Annotated in this window: 17 protein-coding genes; 16 read left to right on the plus strand and 1 reads right to left on the minus strand. The window is 57.7% G+C overall.

What is annotated here, in order from left to right; all coding sequences use genetic code 11:
* Positions 1–7 precede the first annotated feature (7 nt).
* The 12 genes from ACJ8J4_RS23335 (at position 8) to ACJ8J4_RS23390 (ending at position 15274) form a co-directional block, all read left to right on the plus strand.
* Entirely contained in the window at positions 8–1303 is a 1296-nt protein-coding gene (locus ACJ8J4_RS23335) for a lysine N(6)-hydroxylase/L-ornithine N(5)-oxygenase family protein (RefSeq protein WP_025304263.1), read from the plus strand.
* A gap of 50 nt (positions 1304–1353) precedes the next feature.
* Entirely contained in the window at positions 1354–2238 is an 885-nt protein-coding gene (locus ACJ8J4_RS23340) for an ATP-grasp fold amidoligase family protein (RefSeq protein WP_442516111.1), read from the plus strand.
* 617 nt (positions 2239–2855) lie between these two features.
* Positions 2856–3770 (plus strand): alpha/beta hydrolase, encoded by a 915-nt coding sequence (locus tag ACJ8J4_RS23345; protein WP_025304265.1) that lies wholly within the window; start codon positions 2856–2858, stop codon positions 3768–3770.
* A gap of 421 nt (positions 3771–4191) precedes the next feature.
* Complete coding sequence (locus tag ACJ8J4_RS23350) at positions 4192–4602, plus strand: GNAT family N-acetyltransferase (RefSeq protein ID WP_019453029.1); 411 nt, start codon at positions 4192–4194, stop codon at positions 4600–4602.
* A gap of 27 nt (positions 4603–4629) precedes the next feature.
* On the plus strand, positions 4630–5319 hold the full coding sequence (locus ACJ8J4_RS23355) for a helix-turn-helix transcriptional regulator (RefSeq protein WP_025304266.1): 690 nt from the start codon (positions 4630–4632) through the stop codon (positions 5317–5319).
* A 20-nt stretch (positions 5320–5339) separates the two neighbouring features.
* Complete coding sequence (locus ACJ8J4_RS23360) at positions 5340–6641, plus strand: cytosine permease (protein ID WP_025304267.1); 1302 nt, start codon at positions 5340–5342, stop codon at positions 6639–6641.
* Positions 6642–7171: 530 nt separating this feature from the next.
* A complete protein-coding gene (locus tag ACJ8J4_RS23365) occupies positions 7172–7786 on the plus strand; it encodes a helix-turn-helix domain-containing protein (RefSeq protein WP_025304268.1) in 615 nt (204 codons plus the stop codon).
* Entirely contained in the window at positions 7787–8683 is an 897-nt protein-coding gene (locus ACJ8J4_RS23370; protein ID WP_004937338.1) for a queuosine precursor transporter, read from the plus strand.
* Positions 8661–9500, plus strand: coding sequence for an NADPH-dependent 7-cyano-7-deazaguanine reductase QueF (queF, locus tag ACJ8J4_RS23375; RefSeq protein ID WP_197823158.1), 840 nt, complete (start codon positions 8661–8663; stop codon positions 9498–9500). Before ACJ8J4_RS23370 ends, queF begins: the two co-directional genes overlap by 23 nt.
* Positions 9501–9622: 122 nt before the next feature.
* A complete protein-coding gene (locus ACJ8J4_RS23380; protein ID WP_197823149.1) occupies positions 9623–11767 on the plus strand; it encodes a phosphocholine-specific phospholipase C in 2145 nt (714 codons plus the stop codon).
* Positions 11768–11853: 86 nt separating this feature from the next.
* Complete coding sequence (locus ACJ8J4_RS23385) at positions 11854–12990, plus strand: ABC transporter substrate-binding protein (RefSeq protein ID WP_025304271.1); 1137 nt, start codon at positions 11854–11856, stop codon at positions 12988–12990.
* A gap of 160 nt (positions 12991–13150) precedes the next feature.
* The gene (locus ACJ8J4_RS23390) at positions 13151–15274 is read left to right on the plus strand and encodes a TonB-dependent receptor family protein (protein WP_043142139.1); all 2124 of its coding nucleotides are present in this window, start codon (positions 13151–13153) and stop codon (positions 15272–15274) included.
* 28 nt (positions 15275–15302) lie between these two features.
* On the opposite strand, the gene ACJ8J4_RS23395 is transcribed toward ACJ8J4_RS23390, so the two are convergent.
* Positions 15303–16199 (minus strand): LysR family transcriptional regulator, encoded by an 897-nt coding sequence (locus ACJ8J4_RS23395; RefSeq protein WP_025304273.1) that lies wholly within the window; start codon positions 16197–16199, stop codon positions 15303–15305.
* Positions 16200–16471: 272 nt separating this feature from the next.
* On the opposite strand from ACJ8J4_RS23395, the gene ACJ8J4_RS23400 reads away from it, so the two are divergent.
* The 4 genes from ACJ8J4_RS23400 (at position 16472) to ACJ8J4_RS23415 (ending at position 21967) form a co-directional block, all read left to right on the plus strand.
* Positions 16472–17788 carry a M20 family metallo-hydrolase gene (locus ACJ8J4_RS23400; protein ID WP_025304274.1) on the plus strand — a complete coding sequence of 439 codons (1317 nt, stop codon included), beginning with the start codon at positions 16472–16474 and terminating at the stop codon, positions 17786–17788.
* Entirely contained in the window at positions 17785–19236 is a 1452-nt protein-coding gene (locus tag ACJ8J4_RS23405; RefSeq protein ID WP_025304275.1) for a M20 family metallopeptidase, read from the plus strand. The genes ACJ8J4_RS23400 and ACJ8J4_RS23405 overlap by 4 nt, the downstream gene beginning before the upstream one ends.
* 100 nt (positions 19237–19336) lie before the next feature.
* A complete protein-coding gene (gene abgT / locus ACJ8J4_RS23410; protein ID WP_025304276.1) occupies positions 19337–20863 on the plus strand; it encodes a p-aminobenzoyl-glutamate transporter in 1527 nt (508 codons plus the stop codon).
* 177 nt (positions 20864–21040) lie between these two features.
* The gene (locus ACJ8J4_RS23415) at positions 21041–21967 is read left to right on the plus strand and encodes an aminoimidazole riboside kinase (protein WP_025304277.1); all 927 of its coding nucleotides are present in this window, start codon (positions 21041–21043) and stop codon (positions 21965–21967) included.
* The last annotated feature ends 53 nt before the right edge of the window (positions 21968–22020 follow it).

Raw genomic sequence — 22020 nt, forward strand, 5'->3', positions numbered from 1 at the left:
CTTATTAATGAATCAGCATTTGGATATCATCGGTATTGGCCTTGGCCCGTCGAATCTTAGCCTGGCAGCCTTAGGAAGTGAAATAGAGGGATTTACGGGACAATTCCTTGAACGCAAACCTCATTTCTCCTGGCACCCAGGGATGATCCTGGCGGACTGCAGTATGCAGACCAACTTTTTAAAAGATTTAGTGAGCGCGGTTGCCCCAACCAATCGCTACAGCTTTCTCAACTATCTGGTAAAAAACAGAAAATTTTATCGTTTCCTGACGACGGAGCAGCGCACCGCATCGCGCGAAGAGTTCGCCGATTACCTCACCTGGGCCGCCGCCGGGATGGGATCATTGGCATTCAATCAAGACGTTCAGCGGGTCGAATTTGACGATCGGCAGCGCCAGTTCGTGGTGACCACCTCGAATAAGGTCTTCCACGCCAGGCACGTAAGTATCGGTATTGGCAAGAAAATAAAGCTGCCTGATTGCGTGACGACGCAAAGCGATCGCTGTTTCCACGCCAGCGAAATGATGCTGCGCAACCCCGATCTGACCGGCAAACGCGTGGCGATCGTCGGTGGCGGCCAGAGCGGCGCAGACCTGTTCCTCAATATTTTTAAAGGGGAATGGGGGCAACCGGAGCAGCTCGACTGGATATCGCGCCGCAACAACTATAATGCGCTCGATGAAGCGGCCTTTGCCAACGAATACTTCACGCCCGATTACGTCGAGAGCTTTTACTCACTGGATAGCGCGGCCAAACGGCATATGCTGGCCGAACAGAAAATGACCTCAGACGGCATCACCAGTGAGTCGCTGCTAGCGATTTATCGCGCCATGTACCACCGCTTCGACGTCCTGCGCGAGAAATTATGGGTGCGCCTGCTGCCCAGCCGTTCGCTGACGGCCGTGAAACACACGCTGGATAACGCCTACCAACTCGAAACGCGTCATCATCTCGATCACGGCGAAGAAGCCTTCAAGGCGGACGTGGTGATCTTTGCCACCGGTTATCAATCGGCCACGCCAGAGTTCCTTGAACCTTTGGCCCACCGCTTACTAACCACTGCGGAGGGCGAATACCGCATCGCCCCAGACTTTACCTTTGAGTGGGAAGGCCCGGCGGAGAACTGCTTATTCGCCATGAACGCCAGTATGCACAATCACGGCATTGCCGATCCGCAGTTGAGCCTGATGGCATGGCGGTCGGCTCGCATTCTTAATCGGGCGTTAGACCACAAGCCATTTGATCTGGGAACAACGCCGACAGCCATTCAATGGCGCAGTGAAAGCGCACCACCCGCGTTTTAAATACAAGAACGACTTAATCATTGTCACTACGCTTTGATGGAATTACGTATATGAAAAGACAAGTCATTAAATTTATTACGAAGCAGCTGGCCGTATTGGCCCCCGAATTCAAGGCCAGATTGCTCTACAAAAAAGCATTTGGCAAACCGTTAAACTTGCAGGCGCCGTCCACCTGGAATGAAAAGATCAATCACCTGAAATTGAATGGCTATAGTCACAATGCGTTGGTGAAGCAGTGTGCAGATAAATATGCGGTAAGACAGTACATCAAAGATCAAGGGTGCGAAGAGATCCTTAATGAATTGTACTTTGCCTGTGATTCAGTAAACGATATTCCGTGGGACGCATTGCCGGATAAGTTTGTGATCAAAGGGAATCACGGTTCCGGGTATAACCTGATTTGCCAGAATAAAAAATTGCTGAATATCAAGAGCGCAAAAAAATTGATCGACGGTTGGATGAAAGACGATTATTGGAAAACTTATGTAGAGCTCAACTACAAAGGGATACAAAAAAAGATCATTGGGGAGAAATATATCGAATCGGCCAATGGTCACGGACCTGAAGACTATAAAATCTATTGTTTCCGCGGTGTACCTTACTGCACGTTGCTGTGTGTCGGCAGAGAAACCGGGTCGCCGAAGTATTACTTCTTTGACAAAGATTTCAAGTTTCTGTGCTACAGCGATGACTGCATGGCCTTGAGCCAGGAAGAAATAGACGCCTTCGTGAAGCCAGAAGGCTACGATGAGCTGTTTGAGTACGCCTCACGCTTGTCCGCGCCCTTCGAGTTTGTTCGCGTTGATTTCTACATCTCCAAAGGCCAGATCATTTTCGGCGAATTGACCTTTACCCCATCCGCCGGGCTGGATACGGATATTCTGCCGCCAACCGATGTTTTGCTTGGCGAGATGTTGACGTTGCAACAGCACTGATTTTCACCTGGTCCCACATCCCACAGTGAAGATCGGCTGCGCCTGAGGATAAATACCGGCCGGCCTTTTTGCAGCCCGCGGGCCGGTATTGCCCTGAGGGATATCGGGCCGATGACCTCGCCTGTTCATGCCACCGTTACAGCAAAATCTCTGCTGCCTATCCCTGGCAGCCCACACCCGACCCAAGTGCAATACGCCAGTCAGATCACATAACCATTTGAAAAACAATGGTATTAAATGATTAATAAGAATCACTTACATATTTATAATAAAATGTTCTATATGTATAGGAAGCTATAATATAAGATACAGGAAAGTTTCCCTGGTGTTGTTGTGTGTCTTTGCCCTATTTTATAGGGCTTTTTTCGCTAAAAATCGTTGATAACCGTGTGTTTTTACCTACCTTCACCATTTCCCCCTCCATAAAAACCATAACCATTTCTAATTAATTGTAATCCCTCTTATTCCTGACTTACCAATAATAACAATGAGTTGCTATTAACCTGGCAAAGCAACGGCTGGCAGCGCTTCGCGACCGGAATGCCCGCCCTAAAGGTAGGTTTTTACCGGGCGCGAACGGATGCTACTATCGGCCTTTTTCGAGGATGTTGATCCGCATGTTATTGTCCAACCGGCATTTTATCTCCGCGCTTCTGGCGCTCGCCATCGGCCTTTGGCTGCCGGGCTCCGTGATGGCCAGGCCCGATTTGGAACGCAAGATCGGCACTACCGTAGCCGATAGCGATACTGCGGATTACCGCTTCAGCGATCTGCGATTCACCTCCGCCGATGGCCAACGGCATTATCGTGTTCGCATCGCCCAACCGCGTCAGGCGCCTGTGCCAGACGGCTATCCAACGGTTTATTTCCTCGACGGCAATGCGGTGCTGATGGAGTTGAACGCCGCCTTACTGGCCAAATTGGCAGCAACGAAGCGGCCACCGGTGCTGGTGATGATCGGCTATGACAACGATCTGCGCATCGATGCCGCCGGCCGCACCTACGACTATACGCTCCCTCTGCCGGCAGGCATGAAGAAACCGCCGCGGGCCGTCGGGGGCGCGGATGCGTTCCTGCAATTGATTGAGACCCAGATCAAACCGGCGATCGCCGCCAAACTGGCGGTCGATCCTCAGCGGCAAACGCTGTGGGGGCACTCCTACGGCGGGCTCTTCGTTCTGCATACGTTGTTCACCCATCCCACCGCCTTTCAGCGCTACATCGCCGTGGAACCCTCGCTGTGGTGGGGCGACGGCATGATCCTGCAAGAAGCACAGCAGATGACAGAACGGCGCGCGGCGCCGGCGGCCAGGTTGCAACTGTGGGTTGGCCTGGCAGAACGCGATCGGGCTGCCCCGCCCGGCGTGAAGAGCCCCGCTCTGCCGGCGGACGCAACGCGTTTATTGGCCGAACACCTGGCACAGCTCGACGGTCTCACCGTCGGCTATCGCGAATGGCCTGCCCTGGGACACGGCGCCATGCTGGGTGCGGCCATCGAGCCGGCGCTGGGCAGCGTCATTGCAGAGGACTAAATCAGCGGATCAGAAGCTATCGGCCATATTTTCATCTGCGGCGCATATCTTCTGATAAGAAGAGTGTTTACTATCTGAGACAGAGAATGGCGGGTGGGGGCGTCAAAAAACAAAGTGGCTCCCCCGTCGGCAAGTGAGCTTGCTCTATCCGGTGGAGCCATACAGTACTGCAGTTTTCCCGGTGGGGCCCTGGTGAGGCGCAAGTAGGAAAAGATGGTGTTAGCAGGGCATTTCAGCGTTTTAATACCGCCTGTTTCACTATTTTCTTCTCCCTGTGGCACCTACTATAAGCGGCCTCTCACCTGGCGGAAAAGGGTGAAAACCACCCTTGAAATACATTAATGAAAGTGATATTAGAAGCGGTTAGGGCGAAAGCGCCTAGTTCAGTTTTGAATAATTAAATCAGGGAATTATATTAAAAATGAATATTAATATCACCGACAAACCCAACCCGCAGGATGAAGAGTTCGTTATCGACAGCCTCTGGGCTCACAACCATAAAACCCAGCCCGTAGACATTCACCCACTGTTCCTGACCGTCACTGACGACAACCAGCAGATCGTCGGTGGCCTGGTCGCACGCACCTGGTGGGGCGGCCTGGAAGTGCAGTATCTGTGGGTCGGCGATCAATGTCGCAAAAGCGGTTACGGCCGCCAGCTGATGCAACTGGCCGAAGAAGAAGCCCGCAAGCGCGGTTGCCATATGGCCTATGTCGATACTTTCGATTTCCAGGCCCGAGGCTTCTACGAAAAACTGGGCTACCGGGTCTACGGCGAGCTGGGCGACTACGCGCATCGCCACACCCGCCATTACCTGGCTAAAAGCCTGTAACGCGGCCTGAGCGGCGCAGAGGTAGGTATGGATTCATCGCATAAAAATAATGAATCTTATTTTAAGGGCCTCATCACCATGATGGAGCACCTGAGCGAGCCCTGGGGCATCAAAGACCAGCTGTCCCGCCACCTCTATATGAACCGTGCCGCTTATCTCTATACCAATACGCCGCTGAATTTCGACGTCGCCGGCAAATATGACCACGAATTCCCCGCCGACTGGGCCGACTCCGCCGCCGACTTTATCGAGCATGACAAGATGACCGAAGCAGCGCGCGATCGGGTCACGGTCATAGAAACCCACTACTGGTACGGCAAAGACAGCCTGACGCCGTTTATCAGCGAAAAGCTACCGGTGTACAACGATGACAAACAGGTGATTGGCGTGATCTGGAACGCCAAGCCGATGAACAGCCTGTCACCGCTGAAATACATCAATCAGCAAAAACCCAGCGTGTTGACCACCGAAGTCAATAACGAGCTGTTCACCCGTGCCGAACTCGATGTCATTTTTCTTATGCTGCAACGATTTACGGTAAAAGAGATCGCAAAAATCTATAACGTCAGCAATAAGACCATCGAAAACCGCATTTATAACATTTACCAGAAGGCCAACGTGCATACTCAGCAACAATTTGAGGAATACTGCAAATACGCCAATCTGGATAACTACATTCCCGATCGCCTGATAACCAAAGGCATTCAGTTTATTTGAACCGCAAGGAAGATCTCACCGTGATAAAGATCGAAGATTATCCGCTCACCCGGGTGCCGCAGGATAAAAGAGTCTCGTTTTTAAGCGTGGCCATCGTGCATATGGGCATGTTGACCGCGCTGGACCAGTTCATGCTCGGCGCCGTACTCGGCAACTCCATGACGCTGATTGACGCTTTCACCGCCATTTTCGTCGGCAGCCTGATCTTCGGCGTGGTGACCTACGGCCTGGGGCTGGCGGGCATGCGTGAAGGCATTTCCGGCAGCCTGCTGGCGCGCTGGTGCGGCTTCGGCCGTCTGGGCTCGGTGCTGATCGGCGTGGTGGTGGCCGTCAGCCTGCTGGGATGGTTCGGCATTCAGAACGCCATTTTCGCCAAGTCGCTCGACTTCGCGCTCGGCAATAAGCTGGGCTTTGGCTTGGCCGCCGGGCTCTCGGGCACGCTGTTGACTATCCTGGTGGCATTCGGTTTCAAGGCGCTGCGCATCGCCGCACGTATCGCGGTGCCGATGTTCATCATGCTGGTGGCCTTTATTTCAGTGACCGCGCTTTCCGGGCATAACCTGCAGGAGATCATCCAGCTGGCGCCGCCGGGTGAACCGCTGACCATCAGCGCCGGCATCACCATCGTCGTCGGCGGCGCCATCGTGGCCAGCCTGATGACCCCCGATCTGACCCGTTACTCCAAAAACGGCAAGCACGTGCTCGGCGTCACGCTCTTCACCATCATCGCCGGCGAGTTCGTGGTAAACGGCCTGGCGATCCTGATCGCCAAAACCCTGGGCACCGCGGATGTAGTCACCATCATGTCACAAGCGGCCGGCGGCGCCGGTTTGCTGGTAGTGGTGTTCTCCACCCTGCGCGTCAACGATCTCAACCTGTATTCCTCTTCGCTGGGCATCGTCAACGCGGTGGAAGGCATCACCGGCAAAAAGCTGAAGTACACCTACACCACGTTGGTGATCGGGATTCTGGGCACTACGCTGTCGGTGCTGGGCATTCTCGACCGCTTCGTCGACTTCCTGACGGTGCTTGGCGTGGTCTTCCCGCCGATTATCGGCATCATGTTGGTGGACTATTACCTGCTGCGCAGCCACCGCAAGATCCTGGACGAGAGCCGCCGCACGGGCCAGTTGCCGAACGAAACGCCAACCATCGGCTGGGCGGCGATCGTCGCCAGCATCGCCGGCGGCGCCGTTGGCCTGGCGACCGAATGGGGCGTACCGACCATCAATTCCCTGGTAGCGGCCAGCCTGCTGTATTGGGTGCTTAAACTGGCCTTCAGTCGGGCGCAAAAACCGCTGGCCTCGCAGAAGTCTCTCTGATTTTCGCGCACGCGGTAATGCACTCCTCCGGTATCGGGGGAGTGTTTGACGCTCGAAAAGGGGATTCAATGCAAAAGATGGGGCCGATCGCGCAGACAAACGGCCGTGGTGTTTAGGGTCCCTGGTGTCGGTAGCAAGCTATCCATTTATGCTCAGAGTGTGGCAATGCCCCCTCTGAGCTTTTTATTATAAAAACTGTCGGCTTCCGTATTTTGATCGTAAAGAAAAACTTCAGCTTGCATGAACAGTAGCCCATGAAATCGGCTTTGGTCAACATAAAAGTAAACATAAAACCGGCTTTTGTGTTCACTTTTCTATAAGTAAAACCTAATCAATTGATTTGCACGGCTTTATCTTTTTCGCAGAGGAAGCAGGCTACCCCCGCTGACATCACTGCGCTAAACGGCTGACGGTAAACAATAATTACCGCTAATAATCAGTTCGTTACCCGCTCGTCTGCGCCTTTTTATCTGGACAACGCCAATGCGTAAGATATAGTGAAGCCTGCGTAATGTTTGTAAGGACAGCCAATGAAAACCACCAACGCACAGCGCAAAATCAACATCATTAAAAATATTGAATATCTGATGCGTACCCGCGGTGAAACCAAGGCTTCCTTTTCCAATCGCAGCGGCCTGACGCGCACTACCCTCTACAAAATTCTTGACGGAAGAGTGAACAACGTTCAGCAATCCACCGTGAATCGGATCTCCGACTTCTTCGGTGTCTCCTGTGAAGAGATCGAAGACTACGATCTGGAAAAACTGGAGCTGCTCAACGAAACGCTGTCCACCGAAGGCAACAAGAACCCTTCCGCCATTCCGGTGATCCCCCAGTCGCGCTATCTGGCCGTCTCGCAGCGCAAGATCGGGCAGCTGGTCACCGAGTTTCCTCTGACTTATTTCTTCGGCGATGAGTCGAACATGTTGGCAATGAAAATAGAGACCGAAATTAAAGGGTCATTTATTCCCGGCGAGGTCATCATCATCAAAAGGCCGCCGGTACTGATTTGCGATTCACCTTTGCTGTATCACTCGGGAAAACGCGGCTTCTTTGTGGTTGACGACAAAGACAGCGAAAGCATGGACAAACGCCCTCAGGACACCGTGCAATTCCTGGGTTACATCGTTGGAGAAAGGTTATAAATGGAACCGAATCAGAAGTTCAAGCTGTTGGGCTTCACCCGGCATGGCACCATCGCGGCCAATGTCATGGTATTGGCCACCGGCAAAACCATTACCATGGGGCTGAATGAGCTGGCCGACAGCGAAATATCAGAAGATCTGAGCCGGCACGAGCTGCAGGCGCTGTACCGCAAACTCTATGGCGACAACCAACAAAAAACCGCCTACGAGCTCAGCGATCGCCACGAACGCTCCTGGTACGCCTACCTGATTATTACCGTGGCGCTCAGCGTGATTTATATTTTCTCAACGCTGTGCGGCGTCAAGCCGATCCAAATCCCGGTGCTGAATCTCATCACGCCGCCGGCGATCTTCATCTACCCGCTCACGTTCATTCTGGTGGATATCCTCAACGAATTCTACGGGTTGCGGCTGGCACGGCGCACGATTATCATCTCGTTTATCGCCAATCTGACCTTCGTCCTGGGGGTCTGGGTAACAACGCTGGTGCCGAGTATTCCGCAGTGGGAGTACAGCGAGACCTACAACGGTATCGTGCACAGCATCATGGCGGTGCTGGTGGCCTCGTCGGCGGCCTATCTGATCTCCGAGAACGTCAACTCCTACCTGCTCTGCAAAATCAAAGAGTTGACCAACTCCCGCTACCTGTTTGTGCGCGTGATCACCAGTACCGTAGTGGCGTCGGCCATCGACAGCGTGGTGTTCTGTACGCTGGCGTTCTACAACGTGCTGAGCTGGGACATCATCAAAACCATGATCCTGTCGCAGTTCCTGATCAAGGTGGTTTACGCCCTGCTGGGCGTCGGGCCGATCTACGCCACCCGCAGTCTGTTTAACCGCTACATCAATACCGAACAAGCAAAGGGCAATGAATATGCATATCCAAAAGCAAGATAAGATCACCCATCTTGGCGCGAACTCCGATTATCCGGATCAATATGCTCCCGCATTGCTCGAAGCCCTGCCGCGCGCGCGCGGCCGCGATCTGATCGGCGTGGACGAGCAGCAGCTGCCATTCAGCGGCTTCGATCTGTGGACCGCCTTCGAGTTGTCGTGGCTCAACGGCAAGGGCAAACCGGTGGTGGGCATCGGCGAATTTACCTTCCCGCACTCTTCTTCCAACCTGATCGAATCCAAATCGTTCAAGCTGTATCTCAACAGCTTCAACCAAACGCGCTTCGACAGCGTGGAACAGGTGAGCGCCGCCATGCAGAAGGATCTGTCGCAGGCGGCCAATGGCCAGGTCACCGTCAAGCTCTATCCGGGTTTGGAAGGTTATCCGGCGCAGATCGATCGTCTGCCGGGCATCAACATCGACGCTCTGGATATCGCGGTCGACGACTTCGCCTTCAAACCGGAATACCTGAGCGGCGCGGCCGATCAAGGGGAGCACGTAGCGGAGACGCTGTCTTCCAATCTGCTGAAATCCAACTGCCTGGTCACCAACCAGCCGGACTGGGGCAGCGTGGTGATCCACTATGAAGGCCGCAAAATCGATCGCGAAAGCCTGCTGCGCTACCTGATCTCCTTCCGCCAGCACAACGAATTCCACGAGCAGTGCGTCGAGCGCATTTTCAACGACATCAAGCAGAGCTGCCGCCCGGAAAAACTCAGCGTGTTCGCGCGCTACACCCGCCGTGGCGGCCTGGACATCAACCCCTTCCGCAGCGATTTCGAAACGGCGCCAGCGCTCGGCCGCCTGATCAGGCAGTAAGCGTTACCCCCCAATGCTCCCGCCAGGGAGCATTGTTTCCTCGCTTTCATCTCCCTGTTATTTTTCGCCATTATCGTCGTCAGCGGCTATCTTCAAAGCACACTGACGGAGATTAACGACGCATGCCTGACCTTTCTCGCAGAGACCTACTGCGGGCCGCCGCCATTGGATCGGCTTTCACGCTGTTGCCCGCCTCGATTCGCAAAGCGCTGGCCATTCCCGCCAATAACCGCACCGGCACCCTGCGCGACGTCGAACACGTGGTGATCCTGATGCAGGAGAATCGCTCTTTCGACCACTACTTCGGCACCCTGCCGGGTGTACGCGGCTTCAGCGATCGCTTTACCATCCCATTGCCCGGCGATCGCCTCGTCTGGCAGCAGCAGGGCGCCGAGCGGCTGGTGCTGCCCTACCATCTGGACAGCAAACGCGGCAACGCACAGCGCGTCACTGGCACGCCGCACTCGTGGGTGGATGAGCAAGCCGCCTGGGATCACGGCCGCATGAGCGCCTGGCCCACCTACAAAACGCCGGCCTCGATGGGCTACTACCGCCAGCAGGAGCTGCCGTTCCAGTTCGCACTGGCCAACGCCTTTACCCTGTGCGACGCCTATCACTGCGCTATCCACGCCGGCACCAACACCAACCGGCTGTTCCACTGGACCGGCACCAACGGCCCGTCCGCCGCCGACGTGGCGGTGGTGGTCAACGAGTGGGACAGCCCCGGCCCGGCGGAGATCGGCTACCAGTGGACAACCTATCCGGAACGGCTGGAGGCGAGCGGCGTCAGCTGGAAGGTGTACCAATTCCTGCCGGACAACTTTACCGACAACCCGCTGGCGGGCTTCCGCCAATACCGCGCCGCCAGCATTCAGGTGGGCAACCCGGCGCGGCCGCCGAAAGGCTTCAACGCCTTCGTACCTTATCGCGACGAGCTCAACGCGACCGCGCCGCTGTACAAGGGCAACGGCAACACCCTGCCGGCCGCCGACGGCAACGATCTGGACGCCATGCTGGCCGGATTCCGTGCCGACGTGCAGCAGGGCAAACTGCCGCAGGTCAGTTGGATCATCGCGCCGGCGGCCTATTCGGAACATCCCGATCCCTCCAGCCCGGTGCAGGGCAGTTGGTTCACGCAAGAGATCCTCAACGCGCTGACCGATAACCCGGAGGTGTGGAGCAAAACCGTCCTGCTGGTCAACTACGACGAAAACGACGGCTTTTTCGATCATATGCCCTCACCTTCCGCGCCGTCGCTGCGCGAAGACGGCAGCTTCGCCGGTAAATCGACGGTGCCGTTCGATACCGAGATCTTCCAGCACGTGGCGCCGCCCGGCTCGCAGGATCAGCCGCCGCCGGACGGCCGCATCTACGGCCCCGGCCCGCGGGTGCCGATGCTGGTGCTATCGCCCTGGAGCCGCGGCGGCTGGGTCAATTCGCAGGTCTTCGATCACACCTCGGTGCTGCAATTCCTGGAAAAGCGCTTTCAGGTGCATGAACCCAACATCAGCGCCTGGCGCCGCGCGGTGTGTGGCGATCTCACCTCAGCGTTCAATTTTGTCGACCCTAACGGCGAAGCGCTGCCAAGCCTGCCCGCCACCGGCCGCCACGCCGCCGATGGCCTGCGCCAGCGCCAGGAACAGCTGCCGCAGGTGCCGCTGCCATCGCCCGCCCACCAGCGTTTGCCGCACCAACGCCGCCTGGCGCGCCCTTCCCGCGCACTGCCCTACCAGCTGCACGTCGAGGCCACCGTCGCGACCGAGCAGCGCCGCGTGACGTTGAACCTGTTCAATACCGGCGAGCAGGGAGCGGTATTTCACGTCTACGACCGGCGAGACCTGACGCAAATCCCGCGCCGCTATACCGTCGAGGCCGGCAAGGCGGTCAGCGACGACTGGCAGGCGGACAATGAGTACCATCTATGGCTGCTCGGCCCCAACGGCTTTCATCGCGAGCTGCGCGGCGTCCTGAGTCGGCCGCAGCCGGAAGTGCGTTTGCGCCCAACGGGCCGCAGCCTGCAGCTGCAGTTGAATAATCCGGGCACCGAAGCGATAGCGGTCACCCTCGAACGCTGCCCTTACACTCAGCAAGGCCCGTGGCCTATTACGCTGCCTGCGGGCGGCAGCCACCAGCAAACGTTTGACGCCCGCACCAGCGGCGGCTGGTATGATCTTACGCTGCGAGGCCCCGGCTGGCTGCGACGCCTGGCGGGGCGGCTGGAGGACGGTGAGCACAGCGTCAGCGACCCGCTGATGGGCCAGGGATGATCTATCGGCATCAAGGGAGTTCAAAAAGCGAAAGGATATCGCTTATCATTGCGTTCTCGTTCTTCGCCGATTACCCAAGGATCTTCATGCCCGCTGTTCTTATCGCTAAAGCCGGCCGCTGGTTGGCCGCCTGTGTGTTGCTGTTGGCCGGCACCGCTCAAGCCGCGCCGATCGTCGTCACCGATGTCGCCGGCCGCCAGGTCACCCTGCCGCAACCGGCCAAACGCGTTATCCTGGCCGATGCCCGTGCGCTGCTGGCGCTGAATATTCTGCATCCGCAGGAGCCGCTGAAAAACATCATCGCCTGGGACAACTCGCTGAAGGTCAAAGCGCCGGATCTGGTGGAGGCCTACGCGAAAAAATTCCCGCAGGTCATGCAGATCCCCACCTTCGACAACCCCTACACCAGTGATTTCAGCGTGGAAAGCGCGGTGGTGCGCCAACCGGATCTGATCATTTTCGACATCGGCCTGCTGAGCAAATTGAAAGACAGCGGCGTGCTGACCCAGCTGGAAAAAGTCGGCATCCCGGTGCTGATCATCGATTTTCGCCAGCAGCCGCTGACCAACACCGTCGCCAGCATGGCGCTGTTGGGAAAAGTGTTTGACGAGCAGCCCAACGCCGATGCTTTTATCCGCCTCTATCAGCAACGCCTCGAACTGGTGCGCCAGCGGGTCGCCACGCTGAAACCGGAGCAGCGCCCCAGCGTCTTCATCGAGCGCAGCGCCGGCATCAAAGGCGAACAGTGCTGCAACACCTTCGGCAAAGGCAGCTTCGGCCAGTTCATCGATACCGCCGGCGGCAACAATATCGGCAGCAAGCTGTTTTCAGACATGGGCGGAGAAGTGAACGTCGAGCAGGTGATCAGCAGCAACCCGGATTTCTATCTGCTGACCGGCGCCGACTGGAGCCGTGGCCATCGCGGCACGCTGGCGGTACCGCTGGGTTACACCACCGATATGGCCACCAGCCAAAAGAAACTGGCGCATCTGCTGGATCGTACCGGTATTAACGTGCTGAAAGCGGTGAAAGAAAAACGCGTGATGGCGATTTATCATCAATTTTACGACACACCGCTCAACTTTATCGCGGTTGAAGCGATCGCCAAATTCCTGCACCCGGCGCTGTTTAAAGATATTGATCCGCAAGCGGATATCGAAATGGTGCACCAGAAATTCACCGCGCTGGATTACAGCGGCGTCTTCTGGCTTACGCCACAATAACCTCCCGCAGGGCCCGCCAGTCGGGTCCTGTTTCCCGCATTCATTATTTAGTTACCCACTTAACTATCCCGTAACAATTCTATTTACTTGCCAATAATTATCATTAAGATTGTCTTTTCTAAAAAAACACATCCGGGTCTGAAACTCTTAAGGCATTATTATGTCACCTCTTTTTCGGCTTTCCCTGCTGACGGCTTCCATCGCCGTCGCATTCCCTGTCCTTGCTACTGATAACTCATCTCAGAACGATACCGACACCGTGACCGTCGTCGGCAACTGGCTGGACAACCCTGATACCAGTTCGGTGCTGCTCAACCATCCGGGCGCGCGTTCCATCGTCACCCAGCAGCAGATGCATGAGCAAGGCGACCAAACCATCGCCGACAGCCTGCGCGGTGTGCCCGGCGTGCAGGTGCGCGACAGCAACGGCACCGGCGGCAGCGATATTTCGCTCAACGTCGGCGTGCGCGGCCTGACATCGCGTCTTTCTCCGCGCTCCACCATTCTGATGGATGGCGTCCCGCTGGCGGTTGCGCCTTACGGCCAGCCGCAGCTGTCGATGGCGCCGCTATCGATCGGTAACCTGCAATCGGTGGACGTGGTGCGCGGCGGCGGTGCGGTGCGCTACGGGCCGCAAAACGTCGGCGGCGTGATCAACTTCGTTACCCGCGACATTCCCAAAACGTTTGGCGGCACCGCCAGCGTACAAACCCAGGGCGCCAGCCACGGCGGCCTGAAGACCCTGACCAGCGCCTCCGTGGGCGGCACCGCAGACAACGGCCTCGGCGCCGAGCTGCTCTATTCCGGCCTGCACGGCCAGGGCTACCGCGACAACAACGACAACACCGACATCGACGATTTCATGCTGAAAACGCGTTATGCGTTCACCGATCGCGACGAACTGCTGGCCAATTTCCACTACTACGACGCCAAAGCCGGCATGCCGGGCGGGCTGAGCAGCGCGCAATACGCGCAGAACCCGTTCCAGTCCACGCGGCCGTGGGATCAGTTCGAAGGCCGCCGCAAGGATATGTCGTTCAAATACAAACATCAGGAAGACGACAAGCAGTTCGAAGTGTTGACCTACTTCACCGACAGCTACCGCGGCAGCAACATCGAATCGGAAGGCACCGGCAAAAACGCGGGCCAGCGGCGCATGGTCTCCTATCCGCGCCACTATTCAACCTGGGCGATCGAACCAAGCTATTCGCAGCTGTTTCGCTTCTGGAATATGGCGCACGAGATCACCCTCGGTTACCGCTACCTGAATGAAACCATGGACGAAAAAGCATCGCGTTCCGCCTGGTATAATCCGGCGAATATCGGCTCGACGCCGGATACCCCGGACTATTACCAGCATACCTCCGGCGGTACCGCAGCCAACGCGTTCTATATCGACGACACCATTAACGTCGGCAACTGGACGGTCACGCCGGGCCTGCGTTATGAAAGCATTCGCACCCACGTGGACGATTCGTTCAACAACATCAGCCGCGAGAAAAGCTACAGCGAGCCGCTGCCGTCATTGAACGTGATGTACCACCTGTCCGACGCCTGGAAACTGTTCGCCAACGCCAACACCTCGTTCGGCAGCATGCAGTATTTCCAACTGACCAAAGGCGGCAACGGCAACCAGCCGGCGCCGGGGCTGACGGCGGAAAAAGCGCGCACCTATGAGTTCGGCACCCGCTACGACGACACCGTGGTCAAGGCCGAGGCCACGCTGTTCTACATCGACTTCGATAACCAGCTGCAGTACATCAGCAACGACGTGGGCTGGACCAACATGGGCGCCACCAAGCACAAAGGCATCGAGCTGGCGCTCAGCTACGATCTCAGCGAGCTGAATCGGGCGCTCGACGGCGCCAGCGTCTACACCAGCTATACCTACACCAAAGCCAGCACCGACAAGGGCGACTTCGCCGGTAAAGATCTGCCGTTCTACTCGCGCCAGGTCTATACCGTCGGCACGCGTTACGCCACCGGCAGCTGGGTATGGAATCTGGACGGTTATGCGCAGTCGAAACAGCATTCGCCGGGCACCGGGCCGGAGTACATCACGCAGGAAAGCGCCGATGGCCAGTTCGGCAACATCGCCGGTTACATGGTGTGGAATATGCGCGGGGAATATAACTTCGGGCCGCAGCTGTCGAACCTGACGCTGGGCGCCGGGGTAAAAAACCTGTTCGATCAGCGCTACTTTACCCGCTCCAACGACAATAACTTCGGCAAGTACGTCGGCGAACCACGCACCTTCTTCGTGCAGGGGTCGATCGCCTTCTGATACCCAGGCCCCCGATGGGGCCTCGGTATCACCGACAATAAAGACGAAACAGGCGCGCCAAGTGCGCGCCCATCGGCGTCAGGGTGGTGTCCTTGCGTTGGATAAGATAAAACGTCGCTTTCGGCAGACTCTCTTCCAGCTCAAGCGGCACCAAATGCTTGCCCAGAATCGGATCCGAAATCACGTCCACCGACAGAATGCTGACAAAATCGCTCTGCGCCACCAGGCTGGTACAGGCCATAAAGGTCTCGCAGGTCACGCTGATCGACGGCGCCATGCCCAAGTCCCCGAACAGATCGTGCAATAGCCGGTAATAACTGCCTTTCGGCGTCGGCATGGTCCAGTCGCAGTGCTGCAGCTGTTTCAGCGAGGTTGCCCCTTCCATCGGATGCCCTTTACGTACCACCACCCGATACTCTTTTTCCATCAGCCGTTCGTACTGCAACTCGTTGTCGAGGCTGCTGGGGTAGTAGGTATTGACGGTAAAATCCAGCTCGCCCTGACGCAGTTCAGGGATCATCGACACCAGCTGCCCCTCGACGATGCGCACCTTCACGTTGGGATACTCACGATGAAACTGAGTGACCACCTGCGGCATCACAGTACGCGCAATGCTGCCACCAACGCCGATATTCACCGTGCCGCCCGCCAACCCCAGCCGCTGCTGAATATCTTCCTGCGCCACCCGCAGCTCCTCAAGGATCAGGCTGGCATGCTGGAAAAAGTTATCGCCACAGTCGGTCAATACCACACCCTGGCTACGGCGAATAAACAACTTGGCGCCCAGCACCTCTTCCAGCTCCTGAATGGCTTTGGTCAGTGCAGGCTGGGAAAGGCGTGAGGTACGGCTAGCGGCGCGGATGCTGCCCTGGCGGCTAACGTCCACAAATGCACGTAATTGGTGCAATTTTATCGAGGCTGGCATAGGCGAAAGGCGATAACCGTTATTTATCAATAGCAAGATATTGGCATCTTATTTAGCCAGATTCCATTGTGTACATTCGGAAAAAACATAATAAATAACCAAATTCTTATTTCGCTTAATTAAGCGCATTTTCTGCGCCAATAAGCGCCATTCACGGCAGTTAGTAACCAAATACACCTTTTTATTTGCAAGAGCATCACCGTCTGATTTCAGTTCAGAGCATAACTGCTGCCTGGAGCGATCCAGCGCGCGATAACTTATGAGATATCACTATGACTAATTCGCTTTCGATGTTGGTGGCCGATCTGTACCCGCAATTGCAGGCCTGGCGCCGCGACTTCCACCGCTATGCCGAATCCGGCTGGTTTGAGTTCCGCACCGCCACCCTGGTGGCGGAAGAACTCGATCGGCTGGGTTACCGCCTGCAGCTAGGCCGCGAGGTCATCAAGGCCGAGGCGCGCATGGGACTGCCCTCGTCCGATGAGCTGGAGGCGCAGGAACTGCGCGCCCGCAATCAGGGCGCGTTGGAAAAATGGTTGCCGCATTTTTCCGGCGGCTTCGCCGGCATCGTCGCAACGCTCGATACCGGCCGCCCCGGCCCGACTATCGCCTACCGCGTGGATATGGACGCCCTCGATCTCAACGAATTGCTGGAACCCGAACACCTGCCGTTCCGTGAAGGCTTCGCCTCTTGCAACAGCGGCATGATGCATGCATGCGGTCATGACGGCCATACCACCATCGGCCTGGGGCTGGCGCACGTGTTCAAAAGCCTGGAGTCCCAGCTTAGCGGCACCGTCAAACTGATCTTCCAGCCGGCGGAGGAAGGCACACGCGGCGCAAAATCGATGGTGGAGGCCGGCGTGGTGGACGACGTCGATTTCTTCACCGCGGTGCATATCGGCACCGGCGTGCCGGCCGGTGAGCTGGTATGTGGCAGCGACAGCTTTATGGCCACCAGCAAGCTGGACGTTACCTTCCGCGGCGTCGCCTCCCACGCCGGCGCCAAGCCGGAAGACGGTCGCAACGCACTGCTGGCGGCGGCGCAGGCTGCGCTAGGGCTTTACGCCATCCCGCGCCACAGCGAAGGCAGCTCACGCATCAATGTCGGCGTGCTGCAGGCCGGCACCGGCCGCAACGTGATCGCCGATCGGGCGTTTATGAAGGTGGAGACGCGCGGCGCCACCAATGAGATCAATACGTTCGTCTATCAGCAGGCCCTGAACGCCATCGAAGGCGCCGCCAAAATGCACGGCGTCGCCTGCGACATCGCGCTGATGGGCGCGGCGCAGAGCAGCAAACCGACCCAACCGTGGGTGGATTATATCCGCCGCCAGGCGCAGCAGATAACCGAGCTGACCTCGGTGGTCGATCGCCGCGAACAGGCGGCGGGTTCAGAAGACGCCACCTACATGATGGAACGGGTGAAATCCCGCGGCGGCCAGGCCTCATACGTCATTTTCGGCACCGAGCTGAGCGCCGGGCACCATAACGAGAAATTCGACTTCAACGAACAGGTGATGGCGGTGGCGGTGAAAACGCTGGCGTCGCTGGCGCTGAACCTGCCGACATTCGGGAGCGGAGCATGAGCAACTCAGAACTGCAGGCATTTATCGACGACTACATTGACCAACGTCAACCCCGCTTCAGCACGCTGAGCGACGCGATTTGGGATCACCCGGAAACGCGCTTCAACGAGACCTATTCCGCCACGTTGCTGGCCGATGCGCTGGAACAGGAAGGCTTCTCGGTCGAACGCGGCGTGGGCGACATCGAGACGGCGTTTATCGCCAGCTACGGCAGCGGCCACCCGGTCATTGCGCTGCTGGGCGAGTACGACGCGCTGGCCGGGCTGAGCCAGCGGTCCGGTTGCGCCACGCCGCAGCCGCTGGTGGAAAACGGCAACGGCCATGGCTGCGGCCACAATCTGCTGGGCACCGCGGCGCTGGCGGGCGCCTTCGCCGCCAAGGCGTGGATGCAGCAGAACCGGCTGACCGGCACCCTGCGCTTCTACGGCTGCCCGGGCGAAGAAGGCGGCTCCGGCAAAACCTTTATGGTGCGCGAAGGCCTGTTCGACGACGTCGACGCCGCCCTCACCTGGCACCCGGAAGGCTTCAGCGGCATGTTCAACACCAGCACGCTGGCCAACATTCAGGCGGCGTTTCACTTCAAGGGCGTCGCCGCCCATGCCGCCAACTCGCCACACCTGGGGCGCAGCGCGCTGGACGCGGTGACGCTGATGAATACCGGCGCCAACTTCCTGCGCGAACATATCGTGCAAGAAGCGCGACTGCACTACGCGGTCACCCACACCGGCGGCAGCTCCCCCAACGTGGTGCAGGCCGACGCCGAGGTGTTGTACCTGATCCGCGCGCCGCAGCTCGACCAGGCGCAGGACATTTACCAACGGGTGATTAACATCGCCAAGGGCGCAGCGCTGATGACTGACACTCAGATGGACGTGCGCTTCGACAAGGCCTGCTCCAACTATGTGCCGAACCGCAGTCTTGAACGCGCGATGTATCAAAACCTGTGTGATTTCGGTCTGCCCGAGTACAGCGACGCCGAACGCCGCTTCGCCGAGGAAATCCGCCAGACGCTGAGCCGCGACGATCTGCGCAACGCCAAACTCAACATAGCCCGCACCGGCGGCGCAGCCGGGCGCGAGTGGGTACAACTGCTGGGAGATAAGGTGCTGATGGACGAGGTCGCTCCTTATGTGGAGTCCGACGACCTGCTGTACGGTTCTACCGACGTTGGCGACGTGAGCTGGGTGGCGCCAACCGCCCAATGCTTTAGCCCCTGTTTCGCACTCGGCACTCCTCTGCACACCTGGCAACTGGTGGCGCAGGGCCGCACCGCTATCGCCCATAAGGGCATGTGCCTGGCCGGCAAGGTGATGGCGGCGACCGCCATCGATCTGCTGAGCGACAGCGCCCTGCTGGCGAGCTGCCGCAGCGAGTTTGAGCACCAACGCGCCGAACAGCCGTATCGATGCCCTATCCCACAGGGGGTAAAACCCTCCCCATTGAAATAGCATGAACAGACAGGGCCCGGTTCACCGGGCCACTAAGCATAATTATAAATAAATCAAATAATAACAATCACACAACAGAGCAAACACAGAGGGTAAAATCATGAGTGAGGCCACAACGCCAATCAATAAAAGCCCCGGACGCGTTTTTTACTGGGTGGAACGCATCGGCAATAAGATCCCTAATCCGTTTTTACTGTTCGTCTATTTGATCCTGGTGCTTATGCTGGCCACCGCGCTATTTTCCTGGCTCGACGTGGCGGTGAAAAATCCGGCCACCGGCGAGCTCATCAAGGTGAATAATCTGATGAGCGTGGCGGGCATGCAGTGGATATTTCCCAACATCATCCATAACTTCAGCAGCTTTGCGCCGCTGGGGGCTATTTTGGCGCTGGTGATAGGCGCCGGCCTGGCGGAAAAGGTCGGCCTGCTGCAGGCGCTGATGTACAAAATGGCCTCGCGCGTCAGCGCCCGCTACGCCAGTTATATGGTGCTGTTTATCGCCTTCTTCAGTCATATATCGTCGGACGCCGCGCTGGTGGTGATGCCGCCCCTTGGCGCACTGATGTTCGTGGCGGTGGGCCGCCACCCAATAGCCGGACTGCTGGCGGCGATCGCCGGCGTCGCCTCCGGCTTTACCGCCAACCTGTTGATCGTCACCACCGACGTATTGCTTTCCGGTATCAGTACCGAAGCCACCAAAGCGGTGGATGGCGCGGTTCACGTCAGCGTGATCGACAACTGGTACTTTATGGCCACCTCAGTGGTCGTGCTGACCATCGCAGGCGCGCTGCTCACCGACAAATTTATCGAGCCCCGTCTGCCGAAGTGGCAAGGCAGCGCCGAAGACAAAATCGCAGCGCTGACCCCGCTGCAAAACCGGGGGCTGATGATGAGCGGTATCGCCGCGCTGGTGTTTATCGCCATCATCGCCGCTCTGGTGGTGCCGGAGGCCGCGCCGCTGCGTGACCCAAACACCGGTTCGGTGATCCCTTCCCCGTTCATCAAGGGTATCGTGCCGATCATCATCCTGTTCTTCTTCACCGTCGCCATTACCTATGGCGTAGTCACCAAACAGATCCGTCGGCCGGACGATATTCCCCACCACTTGCTCGATCCGATGAAAAGCATGGCGGGTTTTATCGTGATGGTATTTCCGCTGTCGCAGTTCGTGGCGTTCTTTAACTGGAGCAACATGGGCAAGTTTATGGCCGTCGGCCTGACCGATATGCTGGAAGCCGCCGGCATGAGTGGCGCACCGGCATTTCTCGGCCTGATGTTCCTCTCCGCCTTCCTGTGCATGTTCATCGCCAGCGGCTCGGCGATCTGGTCAATTTTAGCGCCGATCTTCGTGCCGATGTTTATGCTGCTCGGTTTCCACCCGGCGTTCGCCCAGATGATCTTTCGCATCGCCGACTCTGCGGTGCTGCCGCTGGCGCCGATGTCGCCGTTCCTGCCGCTGTTCCTCGGCTTCCTGCAGCGCTACCGCAAAGACGCGCAGCTCGGCACCTATTACGTGCTGATCCTGCCCTATCCTTTGGTGTTCTTCAGCGTGTGGATTTTGCTGCTGCTGGTCTGGTATGCGCTAGGCTTGCCAATCGGTCCCGGCGTCTATCCGAAGCTGGGCTAAATGCCCTGCTATCTCGCCCCGCGCTGGTTCGCGGGGCAGATTCCCTCCCCCCAAGCCCAGCAGAAAGATTGATCTTCCTCACTGCCCAAGCGGCTCTGAGGATTATTTCATTGCCTTGCTAAATCGGTTCTTCTATTTTAGCTAACCATCTGACAACGACAAAAATAGGGATTAAGCATGATGAATCGCGTATGGGTACTGGGCGACGCCGTGATCGACCTGGTGCCGGAAAATGCCAACGGTTATCTCAAATGCCCCGGCGGCGCGCCGGCGAACGTGGCGGTGGGTATCGCCCGGCTCGGTGGCGACAGCGCTTTTATCGGGCGTGTGGGGCAAGACGGCTTCGGCGCCTTTCTGCAGCAGGTACTGAGCGATGAAGGGGTGGATATCGGTCATATGCGACCGGATCCCGACCACCACACTTCCACGGTGGTGGTGGATCTCGATCTGCAGGGTGAGCGCTCATTCACGTTTATGGTGCAGCCCAGCGCCGATCTGTTTTTGCAGCCCGACGATCTGCCGGCTTTCCAACGGGGCGAATGGCTGCACCTCTGCTCCATCGCGCTTTCGCAAGAACCCAGCCGCAGCGCGGCCTTTGCGGCGATGGAACGCATTCGGGCGGCCGGTGGCCGGGTCAGTTTCGATCCCAACATCCGCGAAGAGGTCTGGCGCCAGCCGGAAGCGCTGCGCCCCTGCCTGCAAAAGGCGCTGTTGCTGGCGGACGTGGTGAAACTGTCGCGCGAAGAGCTGGCTTTCATCAGCCACCTTGACGATGTAGAGAACGGCATCCGCTGGATGATGCAAACCTACCCGACACGCCTGCTGCTGGTGACGCTGGGCGGCGACGGCGTCTGCGTACACGATGGGCATCGCCTGCGCCATTTCCGCGCGCCGTCGATCGTGCCGGTCGATACCACCGGCGCCGGCGACGCGTTTGTCGCCGGTCTGTTAGCGGCGCTGGCACGCCTTCACGAATTGCCGCAGGAAACGCAGTGGCCGGCGGTTATCGCCCAGGCTCAGGCCTGCGGCGCGCTGGCCACCACCGCCAAAGGCGCCATGACCGCCCTGCCCCGCGCCGAAGAGCTCACCGCTTTTCTGCGCTGATCCCCTGCATCCACGGCGATCCCCTGGGCGCCGTGGTCTTTTACTCCCCACGA

Source organism: Serratia sp. CY47280 (genome assembly GCF_052168655.1).
Taxonomy (GTDB): Bacteria; Pseudomonadota; Gammaproteobacteria; order Enterobacterales; family Enterobacteriaceae; genus Serratia; species Serratia bockelmannii.

Bases quoted from the DNA above. Each gene is read 5' to 3' on its own strand.
- ACJ8J4_RS23335 (WP_025304263.1), top strand. From the start codon at position 8: ATGAATCAGCATTTGGATATCATCGGTATTGGCCTTGGCCCGTCGAAT.
- ACJ8J4_RS23340 (WP_442516111.1), top strand. From the start codon at position 1,354: ATGAAAAGACAAGTCATTAAATTTATTACGAAGCAGCTGGCCGTATTG.
- ACJ8J4_RS23345 (WP_025304265.1), top strand. From the start codon at position 2,856: ATGTTATTGTCCAACCGGCATTTTATCTCCGCGCTTCTGGCGCTCGCC.
- ACJ8J4_RS23350 (WP_019453029.1), top strand. From the start codon at position 4,192: ATGAATATTAATATCACCGACAAACCCAACCCGCAGGATGAAGAGTTC.
- ACJ8J4_RS23355 (WP_025304266.1), top strand. From the start codon at position 4,630: ATGGATTCATCGCATAAAAATAATGAATCTTATTTTAAGGGCCTCATC.
- ACJ8J4_RS23365 (WP_025304268.1), top strand. From the start codon at position 7,172: ATGAAAACCACCAACGCACAGCGCAAAATCAACATCATTAAAAATATT.
- ACJ8J4_RS23370 (WP_004937338.1), top strand. From the start codon at position 7,787: ATGGAACCGAATCAGAAGTTCAAGCTGTTGGGCTTCACCCGGCATGGC.
- queF (WP_197823158.1), top strand. From the start codon at position 8,661: ATGCATATCCAAAAGCAAGATAAGATCACCCATCTTGGCGCGAACTCC.
- ACJ8J4_RS23380 (WP_197823149.1), top strand. From the start codon at position 9,623: ATGCCTGACCTTTCTCGCAGAGACCTACTGCGGGCCGCCGCCATTGGA.
- ACJ8J4_RS23385 (WP_025304271.1), top strand. From the start codon at position 11,854: ATGCCCGCTGTTCTTATCGCTAAAGCCGGCCGCTGGTTGGCCGCCTGT.
- ACJ8J4_RS23390 (WP_043142139.1), top strand. From the start codon at position 13,151: ATGTCACCTCTTTTTCGGCTTTCCCTGCTGACGGCTTCCATCGCCGTC.
- ACJ8J4_RS23395 (WP_025304273.1), bottom strand. From the start codon at position 16,199: ATGCCAGCCTCGATAAAATTGCACCAATTACGTGCATTTGTGGACGTT.
- ACJ8J4_RS23400 (WP_025304274.1), top strand. From the start codon at position 16,472: ATGACTAATTCGCTTTCGATGTTGGTGGCCGATCTGTACCCGCAATTG.
- ACJ8J4_RS23405 (WP_025304275.1), top strand. From the start codon at position 17,785: ATGAGCAACTCAGAACTGCAGGCATTTATCGACGACTACATTGACCAA.
- abgT (WP_025304276.1), top strand. From the start codon at position 19,337: ATGAGTGAGGCCACAACGCCAATCAATAAAAGCCCCGGACGCGTTTTT.
- ACJ8J4_RS23415 (WP_025304277.1), top strand. From the start codon at position 21,041: ATGATGAATCGCGTATGGGTACTGGGCGACGCCGTGATCGACCTGGTG.